Here is an 18,376-nt window from a genome sequence, read left to right as displayed (position 1 = left end):
CCACTGGTTGTCAACAGGTTGTCCCCAGTGCCGCGACCCCTGTGAGCATCCATCCACAGGTTGTCCCCCAGTTGTCCACAGGACGATCCACACGCTGGTTTGCTTGCTCCGGACGGGTCCCTCTAGCGTCGCGACCAGGGCAAGGTCATCGCACAGCGTGGCCGCCCGAAATTGTCGGTGCCTCGCGGTACAACTAGGGGACTCACGCACCGGCTTTCGACTCTTCGCAGGGGTGATTCAGCAGTGGCGCTCGTGGACGACCGGGGCATGGCGGAGCCCGCATTCGAGCGTCAGCCGCCGCAGGACCTCGCCGCGGAGCAGTCCGTTCTGGGCGGCATGCTGCTGTCGAAGGACGCGATCGCGGACGTCATCGAGGCGCTCGCGCCGAACGACTTCTACCGCCCCGCGCACCAGGCGATCTACGACTGCATCCTCGACCTGTACGGCCGCGGCGAACCGGCCGACCCGATCACCATCTCGGCCGAGCTCGAACGCCGCGGCGAACTGCTGCGCGTGGGTGGCGCGCCGTACCTGCACACGTTGATCGCGACCGTTCCCACGGCCGCGAACGCCGGCTACTACGCCGAGATCGTCGCCGAGAAGGCGGTGCTGCGCCGTCTCGTCGAGGCGGGCACCCGCATCGTGCAGCTCGGGTACAACGGTGCCGAGGGCGCGGACGTCGACGAGGTGGTCGACCGCGCGCAGGCCGCGATCTACGAGGTCACCGACCGCCGCACGACCGAGGACTACGTCGCCCTCGAAGACCTGCTGCAGCCGACGATGGACGAGATCGACGCGATCGCGTCCCGTGGCGGCATGTCCCAGGGCATCCCCACCGGCTTCGCCGACCTCGACGCGCTGACCAACGGCCTGCACGGCGGCCAGATGATCATCGTCGCCGCCCGTCCCGGTGTCGGCAAGGCGCTGGCCCTGAACACACCGCTGCCCACCCCGTCCGGCTGGACGACGATGGGCGAGATCTCCGTCGGGGAGTTCCTGATCGGCGCCGACGGCCGCCCGACCCGAGTGGTCGCCGCGACCGAGGTGATGACGGGCCGCCCGTGCTTCGAGGTCGAGTTCTCCGACGGCACCGTGATCGTCGCCGACGGCGAGCACCAGTGGCTGACGGAGTCGTGCAGCGAGACCGGCGGCTTCTGGGCGATCCGCACCACCGCGCAGCTGTTCGACCGCGTCGGCGTGTGCCGCATGTTCGTGCGCCTGTCCGCGGCCTGGGACCTGCCTACCGCGTCGTTGCCTCTCACTCCCCGCTCGCTCGGCCTGTTCCTCTCGGGCCTGGGCGACCTGGAACTGACCGACGACGAACTGCGCGTCGCCAAGGACCTCGACCTGGCCGACGACCCGCACATCCCCGCCGCGTACCTGCGCGCGTCCCGCAAGCAGCGCGAGGAACTGCTCGCCGCCCTGCAGATCGACGGCCGCTTCGCCCGCCTGCGCCGCGACCTGGCCGAACTGATCGCGGGCCTCGGCCGCCACGACCAGGTGGAGATCGTCGCCGTCCGCCCCGTCGCCTCCGTGCCGGTGCGCTGCGTCGAGGTCGACAACCACGACCACCTGTACCTCGCGGGCGAGACGATGATCCCGACCCACAACTCGACGCTGGGCCTCGACTTCGCCAGGTCGTGCTCCGTCAAGCACGGCATGACCAGCGCCATCTTCAGCCTGGAAATGAGCCGCACCGAAATCGTCATGCGCATGCTCTCCGCCGAGGCGCGCATCCGCCTGAGCGACATGCGAGGCGGCACGATGAGCGACGACGACTGGACCCGCCTGGCCCGCCGAATGAGCGAGATCAGCGAGGCCCCGCTCTTCGTAGACGACAGCCCCAACCTGACGATGATGGAGATCAGGGCAAAGGCAAGGCGCCTCAAGCAGCGCCACGACCTCAAGCTCGTGGTCGTCGACTACCTCCAGCTGATGTCGTCGGGCAAGAAGACCGAGTCACGCCAGCAGGAAGTCTCGGAGTTCTCCCGAAACCTCAAGCTGATCGCCAAGGAACTCCACGTCCCGGTCATCGCGATCTCGCAGCTCAACCGAGGCCCCGAACAGCGAACCGACAAGCGCCCGATGCTCTCCGACCTCCGTGAGTCGGGCTCCCTGGAGCAGGACGCCGACATGGTCATCCTGGTCAACCGCCCCGACGCCTGGGAACGCGACGACCCGCGCGCCGGCGAGGCCGACCTGATCATCGCCAAGCACCGCGCGGGCCCGACCGCGACCATCGTCGTGGCGCACCAGCTGCACTACAGCCGCTTCACGGACCTGGCCCAGACCTGAGCCGAGGTTGTTGCGCAGAGTCTCGAACTCTGCTGCGGCTTCTCCATGAAGACCGCACTTGAAATGCACTTATGCAGTCAAAATGACCTGCAGGCCGCCCGCCCCAACCTTCACCACAGGAAACGCCGTCCCGGCAGCTACGGGGCGGCATTTCCGCTGTCCGGGGCCTGGAAGCGAGCCTTGTCCCGCGTGCTGATCACGTACATCACGGCGACGAGGCCCGCCACCAGCACGCCCAAGCCGCCCAGCAGCCACCAGTACCAGGCAATCGTGCGATGCCTGGCGACGGCGACGATCTCACCGCTGTCGTTCGCGGTCATGATGTTGCCCGCCACCAGCAGCGTCTCGTCGTCACCAAGAACGGTGCTGCGGTCGCGGAAATCCTCCAGGCCCGTGTAGGTCTGCCCGGTCTGGTCGACCAGCACCGCGGTTCGCGGCGTCCGCACGACGAACAGTCGCGTGAGGTCGTACGCCCCGTCCTCCTTCTGCACGAACACCACGCGGCCCCACAGCACGCCGTCCGCGATGCCCCGCGCCGTGCGCCGCGCCTCGGGACTGACCTCGCAGGCAACTACCGCCCGGTACCGCTTGTCGTCGCAGTCGAAGGCCAGCAACATCATCGGGCTCATCCCGGCGATCTCCCGCGCCTGCTCGTCGTCCAACATGGACGGTGCAGGCGCCCCGCATCCGCAGAGCACCAACGCGAGCACGGCCACGATCCGCCCCAGACGCATGCGCGAAAACTAGCCAACGCTGTCGGGGACTGGTCCCCGACCGCAGCGGCGACCCGGCCAGGGCGACCGCGTTGCTCTGGCGCACACAGCCCGAGCCCAAGCCAGGCCGAAGCGCTCGCGCCGTCGGCTCCCGTGCGGGGAAGCCCGTCGCATCATGCGGGCGGTCGACTTCGTGGTCGCCTCGCGGCCGGACCCACGTGGTCGGCACAACAAGCAGGAGCGGGCCGAGACGTCACCGGTGATGAAGCCGACGCCGTGGCGTTGTTGTGGATCCGGGTCGAGCTGAGCCTCGAACCGGGTCCAGCTGTCGCGGTGCTGCTCGACTTCGCCGCGTTCAACGGCAGGTGGCGTCACGTAGAAGGCGAGCGCGTCCGTGGAGAGGTCGACGAACACCAGCGCGTGAGCACCATCGGTGCCCTGGTGGGTGCCGAGCCGCATCGGGCGTACCTGTGCGGTTCGCCGGGCGAACACCCGCGCGAGCCTGCCGTTGATCTCAAGGCGGAAGCGCCGCTCCTCCGGCTCGATCTTGATCCGGTACGACGTGCGGCGGGCTGGCCGTTTGCCGTTCGTCCCGGCGGGCTCACCCGTGCGGGGCTGATCGTCGCGCCACTCCTGGTCAACAGCCCTGACCTCGGCTAGAACCGGACTGTGCTGCACGACCCGCTCACGGGCCTGCCCGGCCACGCCCTGCTCCTGGACCGCCTGGAGCAGTCGCTCATCCGCGCCCGCACCCGCGGCACGCTCGTGACGCTGGTCCTGATCACGGCGCCGGACGACGTGCTGAAAACAGCGAAGGCCCTGCGGCAAGGGCTGAGACCAGACTTCACGGTCGCGCGGTACGGCGACGCGGTGCTGGCGGTGCTGGCCGAGCACGACTTCGGGGACGGGGCGCCGATCGCGGAGTTGATCAGGCAGCTGATTGGAAAGCGGCCGCACGTCCACTGGGTGACGAGTGACGGCGATGCGGAGCCGCAAACCGTTCTCTCAACAGCGCGAACACCCCCCGCACGGCACTGAGCCCCAGCGACAACGTCTGTCGCTGGGGCTCAGTTTCTTACCGGAGGAGGGTGTTACAACTGCGGGTTACTGCGGGGTGTTGCTTACAGCGAGCCGGTCACCGTCTGGAACAGGTTGGCCGGGTCGATCGAGGCCAGCGCCGGGGCGTTGAACGGCAGCTGCGGCAGCGCGCGCTCGTCGGCCTTCGGGGCCAGGCCCTGGGTCGGGTTCAGGTTCAGACCCGAGAGGGAGGCCGGGCCGTCGACGGGCAGCGTGGGCAGCGAGCGCTCGGTGGGGAGCGCGGGCAGCTGCACGGGCACCGGCAGGGCCGGGGCCGTCACCGGGAGGGACGGCAGCGAACGCTCGGTGGCGGTGGCCGGGACCAGGTCCTTCGCACCGTCGAGCAGCTGGCCGATGGGCAGGCCCTGGACGTTCGGGGACAGGCTCGCGACGCCACCGTTGACCGGCAGAGCGGAGCGCTCCTGCGCCACGCCCGGCAGGGACCCGATGGGCAGCTGGCCGGCCATGGCCGCCAGGTCAGCCGGGTTCGGGAACTGGTTCACGGGCAGCTTGCTGTCGAGACCGTGGAACGTCGGAACCTCGTTGGCCTTCAGCAGGCTGTCGACGCCCTTGGGGAGCTCCAGGCCCTTGAGCTGCGCGGCACGCAGGGTGCCGTCGGTGTCCTCGCCGGTGAGCTGCGTGTCGTCGCTCGTGCCCAGCGTGGTCGCCTGGCCGACGACCTCGACGGGGATGCGCGCGACCTTGGCGGCAGCCTCGACCGGAACGGTCATCTCGCGGGCGGTCAGCGGTCCGCTGCCCTCCGTGAGCATCTCGCCACCGGCCTGCGTGTGCGACGTCTTGTCGGTGACGGTCGTCGCGTTGCCCGCAGCCGCGACCGCGTCCGCGTACACGCCGGCAGCGGCGTTGGCGGGGACGTGGATCAGGTTGCCGGACACCGAGGCGTCGTCGGCCTTCGAGTAGCTGTCGGCACCGGACACGACGTTGGTGTCGGACACCACGTCGGAGTTGGTGATGCCCGCCGCGGCAACGGTGTTGCCCGGAACGGCCGGGAGCACGGCCGGCTGCGCGCCGATCAGGTTGCCCGAGACCGCGCCCTGGTCGCCGTTGCTGTTGACGTCGCCACCGGCGACGGACGACAGGGCGTTGGTGGAGAAGGCGTCGACGTTGCTGCCGCCGCCGACCGACCAGCCGAGCACCTGGGTGCCGGTGGCGACCGGAGCCGAGACGACGTTGCCCGCGATGGAGCCCTTCTCACCCGTGGTGAGAGCGTCGCCGCCGGCCTTCATGTCGGTGTCGTTGTCACCGGTGGTCTTGTTGTTGCCGACCAGGGTGGCACCGTCGGCGAAGACCTGGGCCGGCGTCGAGGTCGGGACCTGGACGATGTTGCCGGAGACCGAGGACTTCTTGCCGTAGGCCTTCGGGTCCTTGCCCGCGATGACCGTGGTGTCGTTCGCCGAGTCGGACGTGGTGTTGCCCACCAGGCCGGCGGTGACGGCGAAGACCTGCGGGGCGACGGCGGTGGGGGCGGTCACGATGTTGCTCGAGACCGTGCCGTTGTCGTCCTGCGTGTTCGGCTGACCGCTGGAGCGAACCAGCTTGGTCTCGTCCGCGGAACCGGACGCCTGGCCACCGAGGGTCGCGGCGAGGCCGTAGACCTCGGCCGGAGCGGCGAGCGGGGTCGACGCGATGTTGCCGGAGATGACCGAGTCGTTGCCGGTCGTGCCCTGGTAACCGTTGGTGGTCGACTTGACGTCGTTCTCGCAGGTACCAGCGGCCTGGCCCGCGAGGGTGGCGCCGTTGCCGCACGCGTCCACGGCCGTGGCCGGGGGAACGTCGGCGATGTTGCCGGACAGGACCGACTTGTCGGCCTGGGTGTAGGTCTCGCCACCGGCGTTCGAGGTCGCGGCGTTGGCGTGGTCGGTGAGCGCGTTGCCCACGAGCGACGCGCCGTTGCCACCCACGGCGGCGGGGAGCGAGACCGGCGCGCCGGCGACGTTGCCCGAGGCGGTGGAACCGGTGCCGCTGGTGTGCTTCGTGCCACCGGCGTTCGACCAGTTGGCCGTGTCGCTGACGGCGTTCGAGTTGCCACCGACGGCGGCCGCGTTGTCGTCGACCGTGATCGGGCCGGCGAGCGCGGGCTCGACGATGTTGCCGGCCAGCGTGGCCGGGTCGCCGTTGGTGTCGACGTTGCCACCGGTGATGGCGGTGCCGGTCTGCGTCGAGTGGGTGTCGGCGTTGCCGGCACCGGCTGCCGCGTTGCCGTTGACCTCGGCCAGCGGGGACAGCGGGATCGGCACGGCGTTGCCCGAGATCGAGCTGCTCTTGCCGCTCGTCAGGACGTCGCCCTCGGAGGAGGCGAACGTGTCGGCGGTCGAGTTGGCGTCGGCGATGCCGGCCGCACCCACACCGTTGCCGGTGATCTGGACCGGGGTCGCACCCTGCTCGGAGACGACGTTGCCGGAGATGGCGCCCTTGTCACCGTTGGTGGTGATGTCGCCGCCGGTCGTGGAGACCTGCTTGGCGTCGGTGTTGGTGGTGGCGTTGCCACCCGCCGCGATCGCGTTGCCGGTCAGCTGGACCGGGAGCACGTGGTTGACGGCGACGACGTTGCCGGCGAGAGCCTGGCCCGCGCCATCGGTGACGATGGTGCCGTCGCGGTGCGTGGTCTGCGTGCAGTCGCCGGTCGCCTCGGTGTTGGCGAGAACCGCGATCGCGTTACCGCAGATGTTGATCGGCACATCGACGTGCGCCTGGATCGTGTTGCCGCGCACCAGGTTCTGGAGCGGGGTGCCCTGAAGGCGCTCGCCGGCCTGACGGACCAGCGGGTTCGCGACGGGCGCTGCCGTGCGGGTGGGCACCGCGCTGGTGACGCGGTCCGTGCTGATCGTGCGGTCCACCTTGGGGACCGTGATCTCCTTGACCGGGGTGGCCAGCTTGTTCTGGTCGGCCTTGATGGGAACCGCGGCCGCGACGTCGACGGCCGGAGGCGCTGCGTCCGGGTCGACGTTCTCCTGGGCAGAAGCGATGCCCGTACCGAGCATCAGCAAACCACCAGTGACAAACGCGGTCTGAAGTCCGCGCTTTGCCCAGGTCTGCATTAGATCTCCTTCATCGGTTTCCCGTCGAGAAAGCGACGGGGGCTCAAGGGGGTGGGGCCGAAGCGCGCAGGGGAAGGCGCGCCATCACCGGGGGAATCGCACGCGGTGATCGACCTGTGTGAGCGCAAGAAAAAAGCGCGACGGTCGACTTCCGGACAGCCGGGGGAGGAGGCTGCCGCGGACCGCGCGCTGGAATCAGTCGGGGTTGATACCGGGCTGCTTGCCCGGCGTCACGGTGACCTCGTCAGTGGACGGCGCGAGAGCGCTCGTCGACGAGATGCCGTGAGAAGTGCCGGACGCAGCGAAGGCAGCGAACGTGCTGCCCTTGGCAGAGCCAGAACCGTCGTTGCACGAAGAGCACTGCACCGGCGCGGGGGCCGGGACGGGCAGCTTCGGGAACGGGTTGCTGGGCAGGGACGGACGCTGCTCGGAGGGCACGACGAAGTCGTTGTGCTCCAACAGATCCGTCCACTTGGCACCGGACGAGCCGGTGAACTGCGAGACCACCGGTGCCGGCGACTGTCCGGCATCGGTGGCGGGAGCCGGGATCTCCGGGAACGTCACGTCCATGGCCCGCTCGGAGACGGGGGTGCTGGACTGACCGATCCTGGTGACCTGCGGCAGGATTCGTGCGGCGATCTGCTCGACCGCCTGGGAGACCTGCACGTCCGGCAGGGCGGCGCGAGCCTTCTCCTGCTCGGCGCGCAAGGTCTCGTCGAGCTTGTGCACTGCCTTGGCGGCGGGCACGACGACCGGCAGCTTCTCGTCCGTCTTGGCGACGAGCTTGCTGACGACGTCGACCTGCTGCGCATCAGCAGTAGGCACCGTCTCCGCGTTCGCGGCAGACGTGGTGAGCGCCCAGGCAACGGCCGTTCCCGCGAGCGCCCCACCGACGGCGAGCAGCGCTCGGGTGGCGAACCGGCGGATGCCGTTCGCTCCCGTCTTCGCTCGCATGTCAGCGGACAACGCAGGAAACCTCGCTACTCGGTGGCACTCAAGGGATTCGCCGACGATCAACGTGATCAAGTCGACGTCGGCGACTCTGCCAGTCCATCCACCCCGAATGCACGCTCTGAGCGCTCGGTTAACTACATCGTGTGAACGACGTCCTGGGACTCACACCCGCTTCAGCACGCGTGCCGCACCCGCCGCCGCAGTCGACGCGAGCACCCAGCCCACGGCCACGAGCAGCGAAGATATCCACTGCGACGCACCGGTGAACTGCCACTTGCCGTCGTGGCCGAAGTCGATGATCGGGATCAACAGGTCGAGCGCGAGCAGCCACGCGTTCCAGACCGGGTCCTCGTCCTGGTTGAGCTTGACCATCGGGTGCCAGTTGAACCACAGCGCGCCGAACAGCCAGAACACGCCGAGCCAGCAGATCGCGAGCCACGGCCGGTAGCCGTATCCGACCGTGAACCGCTGCACGACGCCCCAGACCCGCCCGGCGCGGCCGAGTTCGGAGTAGCGGCGGCGTTGTTTCTCCAGCTGGACCTTCTGCGCGAGTTCTTCTTCGCCGCCCTGCTGGTAGACGGCGGCGAGCTGTTCGTACGGTCCTGGCGCGAAGTCGGGTTGCACCTTGAGCAGCCACTTGAGCCGCGTCTGCACCGGCACGTCGGGGTCGGCGGTGATGCCGGCGAACTCGAAGTCGTCCACGGCGACGCCGCCCTCGGCGTCCCACAGGCCCGGCCCGTCGGTCACCGACACCGCTTTGAGCCGGCTCAGCACGACCTTGCCCTTGGGCTGCTGGCCCTCGGGGATGTGCAGGCGGAACTGGTGGACGGTGAGCCCGTAGGCGTTCAACGCGATGTCCGCGGTGGTCGAGCCGAGGTGCGAGTTGCTGAACGTCGCCATCTTGCCGACCTCGCCCAGCCGGATCCGCACGCCGCCGACCGCGGTGAACCCGCGGCTGCACAGGAGGTCCTTGCCGATCGTGATGGCACGGGCGTCCAGCGACGGCTTCTGCGTGCCGTTCGCGCGCAGCCTCGGCAGGGTCAGCTCGGCACCGGACATGTCGAGCGTCGAGCCGATGTTCGCGTTCTGCAGGCGGACCGAGCCCTTGGCCCGCAGCTCGCGCAGGAAGAGCGTGCCGCCGATCTGGAGTCGGTCGGCGAACAGGACGTCGATGCCGGGCCCGTGCAACGACACCCCGGACATGCTGGCGCTGCCGTTGATGGTCGCGTTGGACAACCGGACCTGGCCGTAGGTCTGCAACGCGAGCGAACGGGCGCCGGCGCCGTTGACCGCGCTGCGCGCCTCGACGTCGCCGCGGACCTGCATGCCGTCCGCGTGCAGGGCGACGGGGATGCGGTTCGTGACGTCGCCGGCGAGTTCCTCGGCGATCTCCCGCGGCCCGATCACCGCGCCGGAGAGCCGGAGGTAACCGCCGATGCTCGCGTTGGGCAGCCGGACCGTGCCCTCACTGGTGAAGCCGTCGTCGAGCTCGACGTTGCCCTCGACCCGGATGCGGTCGGCCACGAGCGTCGCGGCCTCGTCGGCCGATCCGTGCGGCAGGACCAGCACCTGGTGGTCGACGCGGTGGGCGGAGTGCAGGCGGGCGCCGGTGAACTCGACGTTCCCGCCGACCTTCGCGCCGTCGAACAGCACCCGGCCGTCCGCGTTGAAGCGGCCGCCCTCCGCGTTGCAGAAGACGTTGCCCGAGACGACGATCCCGGAGGCGTCGAGCGCGTCCTTGCCGGGGTTGATCAGACGGGCGCCGCCGAGGTGGACGCTGCCGCCGATCGCCGCGCCCCTGAGCCGGACCTCGCCCTGCGCGCGCATCGCGATGGCCTGGACGGAACCGCTGACCCGCAGCCGTGCGCCCAGAAGCGCGTGATCGGTGTCGCTGCGCAGGACCGCGCCGGCCAGGCGGAGCGTGCCGTCGACGGCGGCGTCGGTGAGGTCGACGGTGCCGGTGCAGGTGAAGCCGGCTTCGAGGACCAGGTCGCTGAAGACGCGGAGGTTGCGGCCCTGCAGGCCGGGGACGCGGGTGCCGCGCAGCCGGAGCCCGATCAGGCGTGCCATGCGGAGGTCGAGCGACTCCTCGAACGTGCAGTGGGTGAGGTCGATGACCCGCGTGACGCGCGTGCCCTCCAGTTCGAACCTGCCGGTGATCCGCGCGTTTCGGAGCCGCAGAGCGGGCAATCCCTTGCGCGGCACCCGGTACATGCCGGTCAACAGACCGGTGAGCACCTCGCCGCGAACGCTCTGTCCGGTCAGGTCTGTCTCGGTTCCCCCCGCGTAGCCCCCTGCGACCTGGCGCTCGACATCGGTCAAGTCTTCCGGCTTGATCACTTCGTCCTCCCCTGACGAGTCGGATCATCCCTGGTGAGGTTCCGGCTTGGCGAGGGTTCGACCAGTTACCGTGAGGTCCATGAGCGCGCCGGAGTCGGAGATCAGCAACCGCGTTCCCCTGCTGCTACGGGTGAGCGCCGCCCTGAGCTGGCGGTTCGTCGTCGTGATCGCCGCGTTGTACGTGGTCGCCTACGCACTGAGCTTCCTGGCGTCGATAGTGATTCCCGTCGCCATCGCCCTGCTGCTGGCCGCGCTGCTGTCGCCCGGCGTCGCGAAACTCGTCGAGTGGCGGGTGCCGCGCGGCGTGGCGACGACCGTGATGATGATCATCGGCATCGGCGTGCTCGGCGGCGTGCTGACGTTCGTGATCAGCGAGTTCTCCCGCGGCCTGCCCGAACTGCAGACGCAGGTGGCGGCCTCGCTCGACACGATCCAGAAGTGGCTGAAGGACGGGCCAGCGCACCTGTCCGACGCGCAGTTGCAGAACTACGTCAACGAGATCGTGAAGACGATCAAGGAGAACCAGGCCGAGATCACGTCCGGCGCGCTGACCACCGCGGCGACCCTGGGCGAGTTGCTGACCGGGCTGTTGCTCGCGCTGTTCACTCTCATCTTCTTCTTGCACGACGGTGACGGGATCTGGCGCTTCGTGACGCGTGCGGTGCCTCGCGACGTGCGTCAGCGTGTCGACGTGGCCGGGCGCCGCGGGTTCGGCTCTCTCGTTTCTTATGTGCGCGCTACGGCCGTGGTCGCGATCGTGGACGCCGTCGGCGTTGGTGTCGGCTTGGCGATCATCGGTGTGCCACTCGTGGTGCCGCTGTCCGCGTTGGTGTTCCTCGGCGCGTTCATCCCCATCATCGGTGCGGTGTTCACGGGTGCCGTGGCTGTGTTGATCGCGTTGGTGACCAACGGGCCTATCGCCGCTCTTGTCGTGCTGGCCGTTCTCATCGGCGTGATGCAGTTGGAGTCGCACGTCTTGCAGCCGTTGCTGCTGGGGCGTGCTGTGAAGCTGCACCCGTTGGCCGTGGTGCTGGCGATCGCCGGTGGGTTGGTGACCGGGGGTATCGCCGGTGCGCTGCTGGCCGTGCCGTTGCTGGCGGTGCTGAACTCCGGGATCCGGTCGCTCATCTCCGATGCGGACGCGGTGCAGAAGCCGGAGAAGGTGGACGTGCTGAATCCTCAGGACACGGCACCGAAGGACGACACGAGCAAGCGGGTCAAGGAGCTCTAACGCCGTGCGGACAGGAACCTTCGACTACACGATCAACGGCAGAGGCACGGTCGCCGACGCCGTCGAACTGATGGCCGACGTGCCTCGGTTGGTCACCATGCACCCGCTGGCGATCGCGACCAAGGCCGTTCCGCCGGGTCCTGGCGTGCTGCGCAGCACCGCCGTGACCTCGCGGCTGAAGCTCGGCCCGATGGCCATGAAGATCACCTACCGCGCCGACCTGATGGTCCAGGGCGACGACGAGGTGATCACCGTGGCCCACCAGCAGCCGAAGACGACCCTGCGCAGCCACGTCCGGGTGCAGGACGCCGGTGACGGACGGGTGCGGATCGGGGTCGGCATCACCTTCGAGGCGCCGAGTCCGTTGTTCTCGTACGGCTTCGCGAAGGCTCGGTTCGCGCACGAGCACATGGCCGCGGAGATCGAGAAGTACCTGAACGCCTAGGCCATCGAGACGAGGTTGCGGCCGTACGCCTTGGCCGCCAGCAACGCCGCGTCGGCCGCCACCAGCAGATCCGGCAGCTCGTACCCGAACCGAGTCGTCGTCGACACCCCGATGGACACAGTCAGACCGTGCAGCTCGTGCGGCTTGCCGTCCGTGGCCATCGTGGGCACGCGAAGAGCCGCCACGGCCTTGCGCACGCGTTCGGCGACGTACTCGGCCTCGTCGGGGGTGGCCTCGGGCAGCAGGACCACGAACTCCTCACCGCCGAACCGGCCGACCAGGTCTCCTCGGCGGACGGTGCCGCGCAGCAGCAACGAGATCGCGGCCAGTGCGGCGTCGCCTGCCAGGTGGCCCACCTCGTCGTTCACGCGCTTGAAGTGGTCGAGGTCCAGGAGCATGACGGCCATGGGGCGGGTGCGCCCGGAGCCCTTGGTCAGTTCGTAGCGGGCTCGGCTGTCCCAGTGGACGGCGTTGGCGAGGCCGGTTTTGGCGTCCCGCTGGGCTGAGCGGCGCCACTGCGGGAGCTGGGCTGCTCGTTCCAAAAGTGCCAGGGGTGGGCCGGCGATGAGGGCGTGGATGGCGTTCGCCTCCGCCACGCAGCCCATGAGGCCGCCGATCGACACCGCCACGATGCCGAGGATGGCGTCGATGGGTTCGCCGACGTTCTCCTCGAACGTGGCTGAGGGGCTGCGCAGCTTCAGGCCGAGCGAGATCAGGCCCGCGCGCAGGATCAGCAGCAGGGCCGCGCCCAGGGTGAGGATCAGGAGGTTGGCGTGCGGGTCCGCCCAGCCGAGCACGTAGCGAGTGGTGAAGACGGCCAGTGCGGTGGCGCTCAGGGTGAACAGCCAGCGGTGGGTCTCCGGGCGTGGGGAGAGCAGGCTGTGCAGGGCGGGGCCGAAGAGGAGCAGCACGAGCAGGTTCGGCGGGAGCGCGAGGATGCCCGCCGTCAGGTAGCAGAGGTGGGCTGCCCACGGGTTGCGCTCGGTCTCACCCAGGCGGTGGCTGTAGATGGAGCTGCCGATGATCACCGCGCCCGCTGTGCCCGCGATCGCGGCGAACCTGGCGATTTCGGAGGGTGACGGCGTTTCGGAGGAAACGATCGCGTAGACGACGGTCGCGAAGGCGGCCATGTCGATCAGCAACCAGTAGCAGAGCGCAGGCCGCCGCAAAGTCCACACCGGCCAGTCCCGCACCTGCATCGCCCTCCCCCGAACCCGGAGAGCGTCGCACATTCCTCCGTTCGGCAGAAGACGGCCACCTGGGGGTTAGCCAGCACACGTTCACGCGGCAGGATGGTGTCCGAAAGGAGCACAGCGTGCGCAAAGAGCCTGCCGAACGTGTGACGAAGGTGATCGACGACCCGGCCACGCCCCTGTGGCGCGGGACGATTGCGCTACGCATAGTCACATTCCTCTTCGCGGCGGCGAACGTCATCGCGAACCAATCCGGTTACGTCCGGCCGTGGCTCGCGTGGACCACGCTCGGGGTGATGGCGTTGTGGTCCGTCTTCACGAGCCGCGCGTACAGCACGACTTGGGGCAGGCGGTGGCCGCTCGTACTCGTCGACCTGGCCCTGACCTGCGGTCTCATGTCGTTGTCGCCGTTGATCATGTCCGACCACCAGCTGCTGACCCTGAACGTCCCGTTGATCACGACGATCTGGGCGTGCGTGCCGGCGGTCGCGCTGGGCGCGCTGGGCGGGGCCTACGCGGGCTTCGCGGGCGGACTGGCCGTCGGTCTCTCCACCTACCTGTCCAAGGGCGTGCCGAGCCTCGACCTGCTGCGCGACGTCGTGCTGCTGGCGGGCGCGGGCATGGTCGTCGGCATGGCGTCGGCCACCGCACGGCGCAGTGCGGTGCTCCTCACCCAGGCCCTGAGGGCGGAAGCGGCGACGGCGGAACGGGAACGACTTGCCCGTTCGATTCACGACAGCGTGCTGCAGGTCCTCGCCCGCGTGCGCAAGCGCGGCCTGGAGGTCGGCGGCGAGGCTGCCGAGCTGGCCAAGATGGCGGGCGAGCAGGAGGTGGCGCTGCGGAATCTGGTCGCCGCCGCTCCCGTCGACTCCACTGTGGACGGCGAGATCGACCTGCGGCCCGGCCTGCAGGTGCTCGCCACGCCCAGGATCCAGGTGTCGACGCCCGCGACCCAGGTGATGTTCGAGGCACCGGCGGCGGGCGAGCTCACGTCGCTGGTGCGCGAGGCGCTGTCCAACGTGGACAAGCACGCCGGCGAGGACGCACGGGCCTGGGTGCTGCTGGAAGATCTCGGGGAGGAGATCGTGCTGAGCGTGAGGGACGATGGGCCTGGCATCCCGGAAGGCCGGATCGCGTCGGCCGCCGCGGAAGGCAGGATGGGGATCGAGAAGTCGATCAAAGGCCGGGTGGAGTCGCTCGGCGGAACGCTGGAGCTCCAGACCGGGCCGGGGGAGGGCACGGAATGGGAGGTTCGGGTGTTCAGGAAGGGGGCGGCAGGATGACGGTCTCGGTGATGGTCGTGGACGACCACCCGATGTGGCGCGACGGCGTGGCGCGCGATCTCCAGGAGCGGGGCTTCGAGGTGGTGGCGACCGCGAGCGACGCGCCCTCGGCCGTGCGCATCGCGAAAGCCGTGCGGCCCAACGTGGTCCTGATGGACCTCAACCTCGGCGAACTCTCCGGGGTCGACGCCACCCTGATGATCACCACTGAACTGCCGGACACGCGCGTGCTCGTGCTGTCCGCGTCCGGCGAGCACGACGACGTGCTGCAGGCCGTGAAGGCCGGCGCGTCCGGATACCTCGTGAAGTCCGCGTCCTCGGAGGAACTGGTCGAGGCCGTGTCCCGCACCGCCGCCGGGGACGCCGTGTTCACCGCGGGCCTCGCGGGCCTGGTTCTGGGCGAGTACCGGCGCATGGCCGCCGCGCCGGACGACTCGGAGGAGAAGCCGCAGCTCACCGATCGGGAGACCGAGGTGCTGCGGCTGGTTGCCAAGGGCCTGACCGCACGACAGATCGCGAACCGCCTGGTGATCTCCCACCGCACGGTCGAAAACCACGTGCAATCAACATTGCGGAAGCTTCAACTGCACAACCGAGTGGAATTGGCGCGTTATGCCATCGAGCACGGTCTTGACGCCGAACCGGAGGCAGAGAAATGACAGACCCCAGAGAGTTACGCGTGTCCGATGCGGAACGTGAGCACGTCGTCACCCTGCTGAACAAGGCGGTGGGCCGCGGCATGATCACACTGGACGAGTTCACCGTCCGCACGGACACCGCTCTCGCCGCGAAGACCAGGGCCGATCTCAACGCCGTCCTGGTGGACCTGCCCGGCATGGTCAACAACGAGCTGGCCCGCGAGCGGACCGAGCTGAAGAACACGATGAGCACCACGACCCGCAAGGGCCACTGGGTCGTGCCGCAGGAGCTCGTCATCCGCAACACCCTCGGCACCACCAACCTCGACTTCACCGCCGCCGACGTGCCACCGGTCGTCAACGTCGACCTGGACGTGTCGCTGGGCACGGTGAAGCTGCTGCTGCCCGCGGGGTCGTCGGTCAACGCCGACGCCGTCGAGATCACCGCCGGCGAACTGAAGGACAAGGTCCACAACTCGGTGGGCAACCCGCACTTCCAGCTCAAGGGCGCGGTGCGCGGCGGAACCGTGGTGATCAAGAAGAGCAGGCGCTGACCCCGCTCGTCAGCTGAGCGCACAAGGCGTCGAGCGCGTTCGCGGCACGAGCGAGCCCGATGTGGTCGAAGTAGTCCCGCGACTCGACGATCAGCCCGTCGCGGACCCGCAGGACGATGACGCCCGGCACCGCCCAGTCCTCGTCACCGCGGTAGGTGAACTCGCCGATGACCACCTCGGGATCGGCCGTGTGGTGGACGCGCACGTCCTCGACGCGGAATCCGGCCGGGCGCGGCCGTCCCGCGGCGAAGTGCTGCCGCAGTGCCTCCCGGCTCAGGAGTGGAGTGTCGCCGAGCGGTGCCATCGGGTGCCGCACGTCGGTTTTCTCCGCGTAGTACCCGGCCAGCCGCTCGACCTGGTCACGATCACCGCCGCGGAGCCGGCGAACGCCGTCGAGCAGGCCGCGGAACACGTCTTCTGGGGTTCGCATCGAACACACCTCTCAATCGGAGTCTTCACTCCGGATAATACGGAGTCGAGACTCCGGATATCAAGACTCGATCACCGTGCCCGCGGCACCGGGCCCGTGGCGAGGAAGAATGGGTGCATGCGGAGCGACGCGCGGGCGAACCGGGACCGGGTGCTGGCAGCCGCCGAGGAGGTCTTCGGCGAGTCGGGCAACGCCGGCTCGACCGAGGAGGTGGCGCGCCGAGCCGGTGTCGGGATCGGCACCGTCTTCCGGCACTTCCCGACCAAGCAGGCGCTGGTCGAGGCAACGGTCGTCCGGCACCTCACCCTGCTCGCCGGCACGGCTCGGGCGCGGGCCGAGGCCACCGATGCCGGAGCGGCGTTCCGGGCGATGTTCCGCGAGATGGTCTTCGGTGCTCCGGCGAAGATCGCGCTCCTCGCGCTGCTGGAGGAGCCTGCCGGCGAGGTGGTGGCAGCGGCCGCCGCTCTGCGCGAGGCGGTCGCGGACCTGCTGTCGCGCGGCCAGCAGGCAGGCGAGGTGCGCGTGGACGCGACGGTGGCCGAGGTGTACGTGCTGATCACAGCGCTGGCGAACGTCCGCGGCGACCGCGCCGTCCTGGACAGAGCGGTGGGCGTGGTGATCGACGGACTGTCCCCGCGAGGCTCCGCCTAGCCGTCTGATCTGCGGCGGGACCCGCGAACCCGCAGGATCGGGGCATGCGATGTCTCGTGACCGGCGCGACCGGGTACCTCGGCGGACGACTCGTGCCCAGGCTGCTGGCCGAAGGGCACGAGGTCCGCTGCCTGGTGCGTTCGCCGGAGAAGCTGCGCGACGTCCCGTGGGCCGCTGACGTCGAAATCGTCAAGGGTGACGTGTTCGGCGATCTGGACGAGGCCATGCGGGACGTCGAGGTCGTCCACTACCTCGTGCACTCGCTGCAGTCGAAGGACTTCGCCGACGCCGACCGCAAGGCCGCGGAGAACACGGCGCGGGCCGCCGAACGTGCCGGTGTGCAGCGGATCGTCTACCTGGGCGGACTGCACCCGGCCAACGTCGAGCTGTCGCCGCACCTCGCCTCCCGCAAGGAGGTGGGCGAGGTCTTCCTGCGCTCCGCGACGCCGGCCGTCGTGCTGCAGGCCGCGGTGATCATCGGGTCCGGGTCGGCCAGCTTCGAGATGCTGCGCTACCTCACCGAACGGCTGCCGGTCATGGTCACGCCGCGCTGGGTGCACAACCGGATCCAGCCGATCGCCGTGCGCGACGTGCTGCGCTACCTGGTCGACGCCACGACGCTCGAAGGCCACAACCGGACGTTCGACATCGGCGGACCGGACGTGCTGACCTACCTGGAGATGATGCTCCGGTACGCCGAGGTCGCCGGGTTGCCCAGGCGCCGCGTGCTGCCCGTGCCGCTGCTGACGCCGGGCCTGTCCTCGCACTGGGTCAACGTCGTCACTCCGGTCCCGAAGTCGATCGCGAGGCCGTTGATCGAGTCGCTGGTGCACGAGGTGGTGTGCCGCGAGAACGACATCCGCGAGGTCCTGCCCGGCGAGAACACCGGCTTCGTCAAGGCCGTCGAGCTGGCGCTGGACAAGATCCGGGACGCCGACGTGGAGACCCGCTGGTCAGGGGCGTCGCTGCCGGGTGCGCCGAGCGAACCGCTGCCGTCCGACCCCGACTGGTCCGGCGGCTCGGTCTACACCGACGAACGCGAGCGCAGGACGAAAGCCACTCCCGAGCGACTCTGGGAAGTCGTCGAAGGCATCGGCGGCGAACGCGGCTGGTACTCGTTCCCGCTGGCCTGGGCCGTGCGCGGCTGGATGGACCGGGCCGCGGGCGGCGTCGGGCTCCGGCGTGGAAGGCGCGACGCGAACCGGTTGAACGTCGGCGAGGCGCTCGACTGGTGGCGCGTCGAGGAGATCGAACGCGGGCACCTGCTGCGGCTGCGGGCCGAGATGAAGGTGCCGGGCAAGGCGTGGCTGGAGCTTCGAGTGGCGGGCAACGAGGGACACGGGTCCACTTACCGCCAACGCGCCGTGTTCGTGCCCAAAGGGCTCGCCGGACACCTCTACTGGGCGGTCGTCTGGCCGTTTCACGGCATCGTGTTCGGCGGCATGGTGCGCAACATCGCCAATGAAGCTGAGCTGCACAAGAACTTCAGAAAGTCCTGATGGACTGCACAAGC

Annotated in this window: 16 protein-coding genes; 10 read left to right on the top strand and 6 right to left on the bottom strand. The window is 69.4% G+C overall.

Annotation, left to right across the window (positions count from 1 at the left end):
* The first annotated feature begins 267 nt into the window (after positions 1–267).
* The gene (gene dnaB, locus ACIQF0_RS19175) at positions 268–2,295 is read left to right on the top strand and encodes a replicative DNA helicase (RefSeq protein ID WP_401031479.1); all 2,028 of its coding nucleotides are present in this window, start codon (positions 268–270) and stop codon (positions 2,293–2,295) included.
* Positions 2,296–2,432: 137 nt separating this feature from the next.
* Here dnaB and ACIQF0_RS19170 read toward each other — a convergent pair whose 3' ends face one another.
* Positions 2,433–3,029 carry a hypothetical protein gene (locus tag ACIQF0_RS19170; protein ID WP_401030964.1) on the bottom strand — a complete coding sequence of 199 codons (597 nt, stop codon included), beginning with the start codon at positions 3,027–3,029 and terminating at the stop codon, positions 2,433–2,435.
* A gap of 255 nt (positions 3,030–3,284) precedes the next feature.
* On the opposite strand from ACIQF0_RS19170, the gene ACIQF0_RS19165 reads away from it, so the two are divergent.
* Together ACIQF0_RS19165 and ACIQF0_RS19160 are read left to right on the top strand one after the other, a co-directional pair.
* On the top strand, positions 3,285–3,668 hold the full coding sequence (locus ACIQF0_RS19165; protein WP_401030962.1) for a hypothetical protein: 384 nt from the start codon (positions 3,285–3,287) through the stop codon (positions 3,666–3,668).
* A 9-nt stretch (positions 3,669–3,677) separates the two neighbouring features.
* A complete protein-coding gene (locus ACIQF0_RS19160; protein ID WP_401030960.1) occupies positions 3,678–4,046 on the top strand; it encodes a hypothetical protein in 369 nt (122 codons plus the stop codon).
* Between the two features lie 83 nt (positions 4,047–4,129).
* Here ACIQF0_RS19160 and ACIQF0_RS19155 read toward each other — a convergent pair whose 3' ends face one another.
* From ACIQF0_RS19155 to ACIQF0_RS19145, 3 genes are all read right to left on the bottom strand, one after another.
* Positions 4,130–7,144, bottom strand: coding sequence for a beta strand repeat-containing protein (locus tag ACIQF0_RS19155; RefSeq protein ID WP_401030959.1), 3,015 nt, complete (start codon positions 7,142–7,144; stop codon positions 4,130–4,132).
* 195 nt (positions 7,145–7,339) lie between these two features.
* Complete coding sequence (locus tag ACIQF0_RS19150) at positions 7,340–8,098, bottom strand: hypothetical protein (protein ID WP_401030957.1); 759 nt, start codon at positions 8,096–8,098, stop codon at positions 7,340–7,342.
* Positions 8,099–8,260: 162 nt separating this feature from the next.
* Positions 8,261–10,438, bottom strand: a complete 2,178-nt coding sequence (locus tag ACIQF0_RS19145; protein ID WP_401030955.1) for a hypothetical protein — start codon at positions 10,436–10,438, stop codon at positions 8,261–8,263.
* A 79-nt stretch (positions 10,439–10,517) separates the two neighbouring features.
* On the opposite strand from ACIQF0_RS19145, the gene ACIQF0_RS19140 reads away from it, so the two are divergent.
* On the top strand, positions 10,518–11,669 hold the full coding sequence (locus ACIQF0_RS19140) for an AI-2E family transporter (protein WP_360047473.1): 1,152 nt from the start codon (positions 10,518–10,520) through the stop codon (positions 11,667–11,669).
* A 4-nt stretch (positions 11,670–11,673) separates the two neighbouring features.
* Entirely contained in the window at positions 11,674–12,114 is a 441-nt protein-coding gene (locus ACIQF0_RS19135) for an SRPBCC family protein (RefSeq protein ID WP_401030953.1), read from the top strand.
* Here the strand turns inward: ACIQF0_RS19135 and ACIQF0_RS19130 are convergent.
* Complete coding sequence (locus ACIQF0_RS19130; RefSeq protein ID WP_401030951.1) at positions 12,111–13,313, bottom strand: GGDEF domain-containing protein; 1,203 nt, start codon at positions 13,311–13,313, stop codon at positions 12,111–12,113. The genes ACIQF0_RS19135 and ACIQF0_RS19130 overlap by 4 nt on opposite strands.
* 116 nt (positions 13,314–13,429) lie before the next feature.
* Here ACIQF0_RS19130 and macS point away from each other — a divergent pair, with 116 nt between their 5' ends.
* The 3 genes from macS to ACIQF0_RS19115 are packed head-to-tail and all read left to right on the top strand — an operon-like array spanning position 13,430 to position 15,782.
* On the top strand, positions 13,430–14,590 hold the full coding sequence (macS, locus tag ACIQF0_RS19125) for a MacS family sensor histidine kinase (RefSeq protein ID WP_401030949.1): 1,161 nt from the start codon (positions 13,430–13,432) through the stop codon (positions 14,588–14,590).
* Entirely contained in the window at positions 14,587–15,249 is a 663-nt protein-coding gene (locus tag ACIQF0_RS19120) for a response regulator transcription factor (RefSeq protein ID WP_360047477.1), read from the top strand. Before macS ends, ACIQF0_RS19120 begins: the two co-directional genes overlap by 4 nt.
* A gap of 20 nt (positions 15,250–15,269) precedes the next feature.
* Positions 15,270–15,782 carry a DUF1707 domain-containing protein gene (locus ACIQF0_RS19115; RefSeq protein WP_360047478.1) on the top strand — a complete coding sequence of 171 codons (513 nt, stop codon included), beginning with the start codon at positions 15,270–15,272 and terminating at the stop codon, positions 15,780–15,782.
* Here the strand turns inward: ACIQF0_RS19115 and ACIQF0_RS19110 are convergent.
* Positions 15,763–16,212 carry a nuclear transport factor 2 family protein gene (locus ACIQF0_RS19110; protein WP_401030946.1) on the bottom strand — a complete coding sequence of 150 codons (450 nt, stop codon included), beginning with the start codon at positions 16,210–16,212 and terminating at the stop codon, positions 15,763–15,765. The two genes, ACIQF0_RS19115 and ACIQF0_RS19110, sit on opposite strands and share 20 nt — an antisense overlap.
* Before the next feature lie 117 nt (positions 16,213–16,329).
* Here ACIQF0_RS19110 and ACIQF0_RS19105 point away from each other — a divergent pair, with 117 nt between their 5' ends.
* Both ACIQF0_RS19105 and ACIQF0_RS19100 read left to right on the top strand, forming a co-directional pair.
* On the top strand, positions 16,330–16,863 hold the full coding sequence (locus ACIQF0_RS19105) for a TetR/AcrR family transcriptional regulator (RefSeq protein ID WP_401030944.1): 534 nt from the start codon (positions 16,330–16,332) through the stop codon (positions 16,861–16,863).
* A gap of 44 nt (positions 16,864–16,907) precedes the next feature.
* On the top strand, positions 16,908–18,362 hold the full coding sequence (locus ACIQF0_RS19100; RefSeq protein ID WP_401030942.1) for an SDR family oxidoreductase: 1,455 nt from the start codon (positions 16,908–16,910) through the stop codon (positions 18,360–18,362).
* Positions 18,363–18,376: the final 14 nt, after the last annotated feature.

The organism is Lentzea sp. NPDC092896 (assembly GCF_044754905.1).
Classification (GTDB): domain Bacteria; phylum Actinomycetota; class Actinomycetes; order Mycobacteriales; family Pseudonocardiaceae; genus Lentzea.
This window is presented reverse-complemented; position numbering and strand designations above follow the sequence as displayed.

Bases quoted from the DNA above. Each gene is read 5' to 3' on its own strand.
- dnaB (WP_401031479.1), top strand. From the start codon at position 268: ATGGCGGAGCCCGCATTCGAGCGTCAGCCGCCGCAGGACCTCGCCGCG.
- ACIQF0_RS19170 (WP_401030964.1), bottom strand. From the start codon at position 3,029: ATGCGTCTGGGGCGGATCGTGGCCGTGCTCGCGTTGGTGCTCTGCGGA.
- ACIQF0_RS19155 (WP_401030959.1), bottom strand. From the start codon at position 7,144: ATGCAGACCTGGGCAAAGCGCGGACTTCAGACCGCGTTTGTCACTGGT.
- ACIQF0_RS19150 (WP_401030957.1), bottom strand. From the start codon at position 8,098: ATGCGAGCGAAGACGGGAGCGAACGGCATCCGCCGGTTCGCCACCCGA.
- ACIQF0_RS19140 (WP_360047473.1), top strand. From the start codon at position 10,518: ATGAGCGCGCCGGAGTCGGAGATCAGCAACCGCGTTCCCCTGCTGCTA.
- ACIQF0_RS19130 (WP_401030951.1), bottom strand. From the start codon at position 13,313: ATGCAGGTGCGGGACTGGCCGGTGTGGACTTTGCGGCGGCCTGCGCTC.
- ACIQF0_RS19120 (WP_360047477.1), top strand. From the start codon at position 14,587: ATGACGGTCTCGGTGATGGTCGTGGACGACCACCCGATGTGGCGCGAC.
- ACIQF0_RS19110 (WP_401030946.1), bottom strand. From the start codon at position 16,212: ATGCGAACCCCAGAAGACGTGTTCCGCGGCCTGCTCGACGGCGTTCGC.
- ACIQF0_RS19105 (WP_401030944.1), top strand. From the start codon at position 16,330: ATGCGGAGCGACGCGCGGGCGAACCGGGACCGGGTGCTGGCAGCCGCC.
- ACIQF0_RS19100 (WP_401030942.1), top strand. From the start codon at position 16,908: ATGCGATGTCTCGTGACCGGCGCGACCGGGTACCTCGGCGGACGACTC.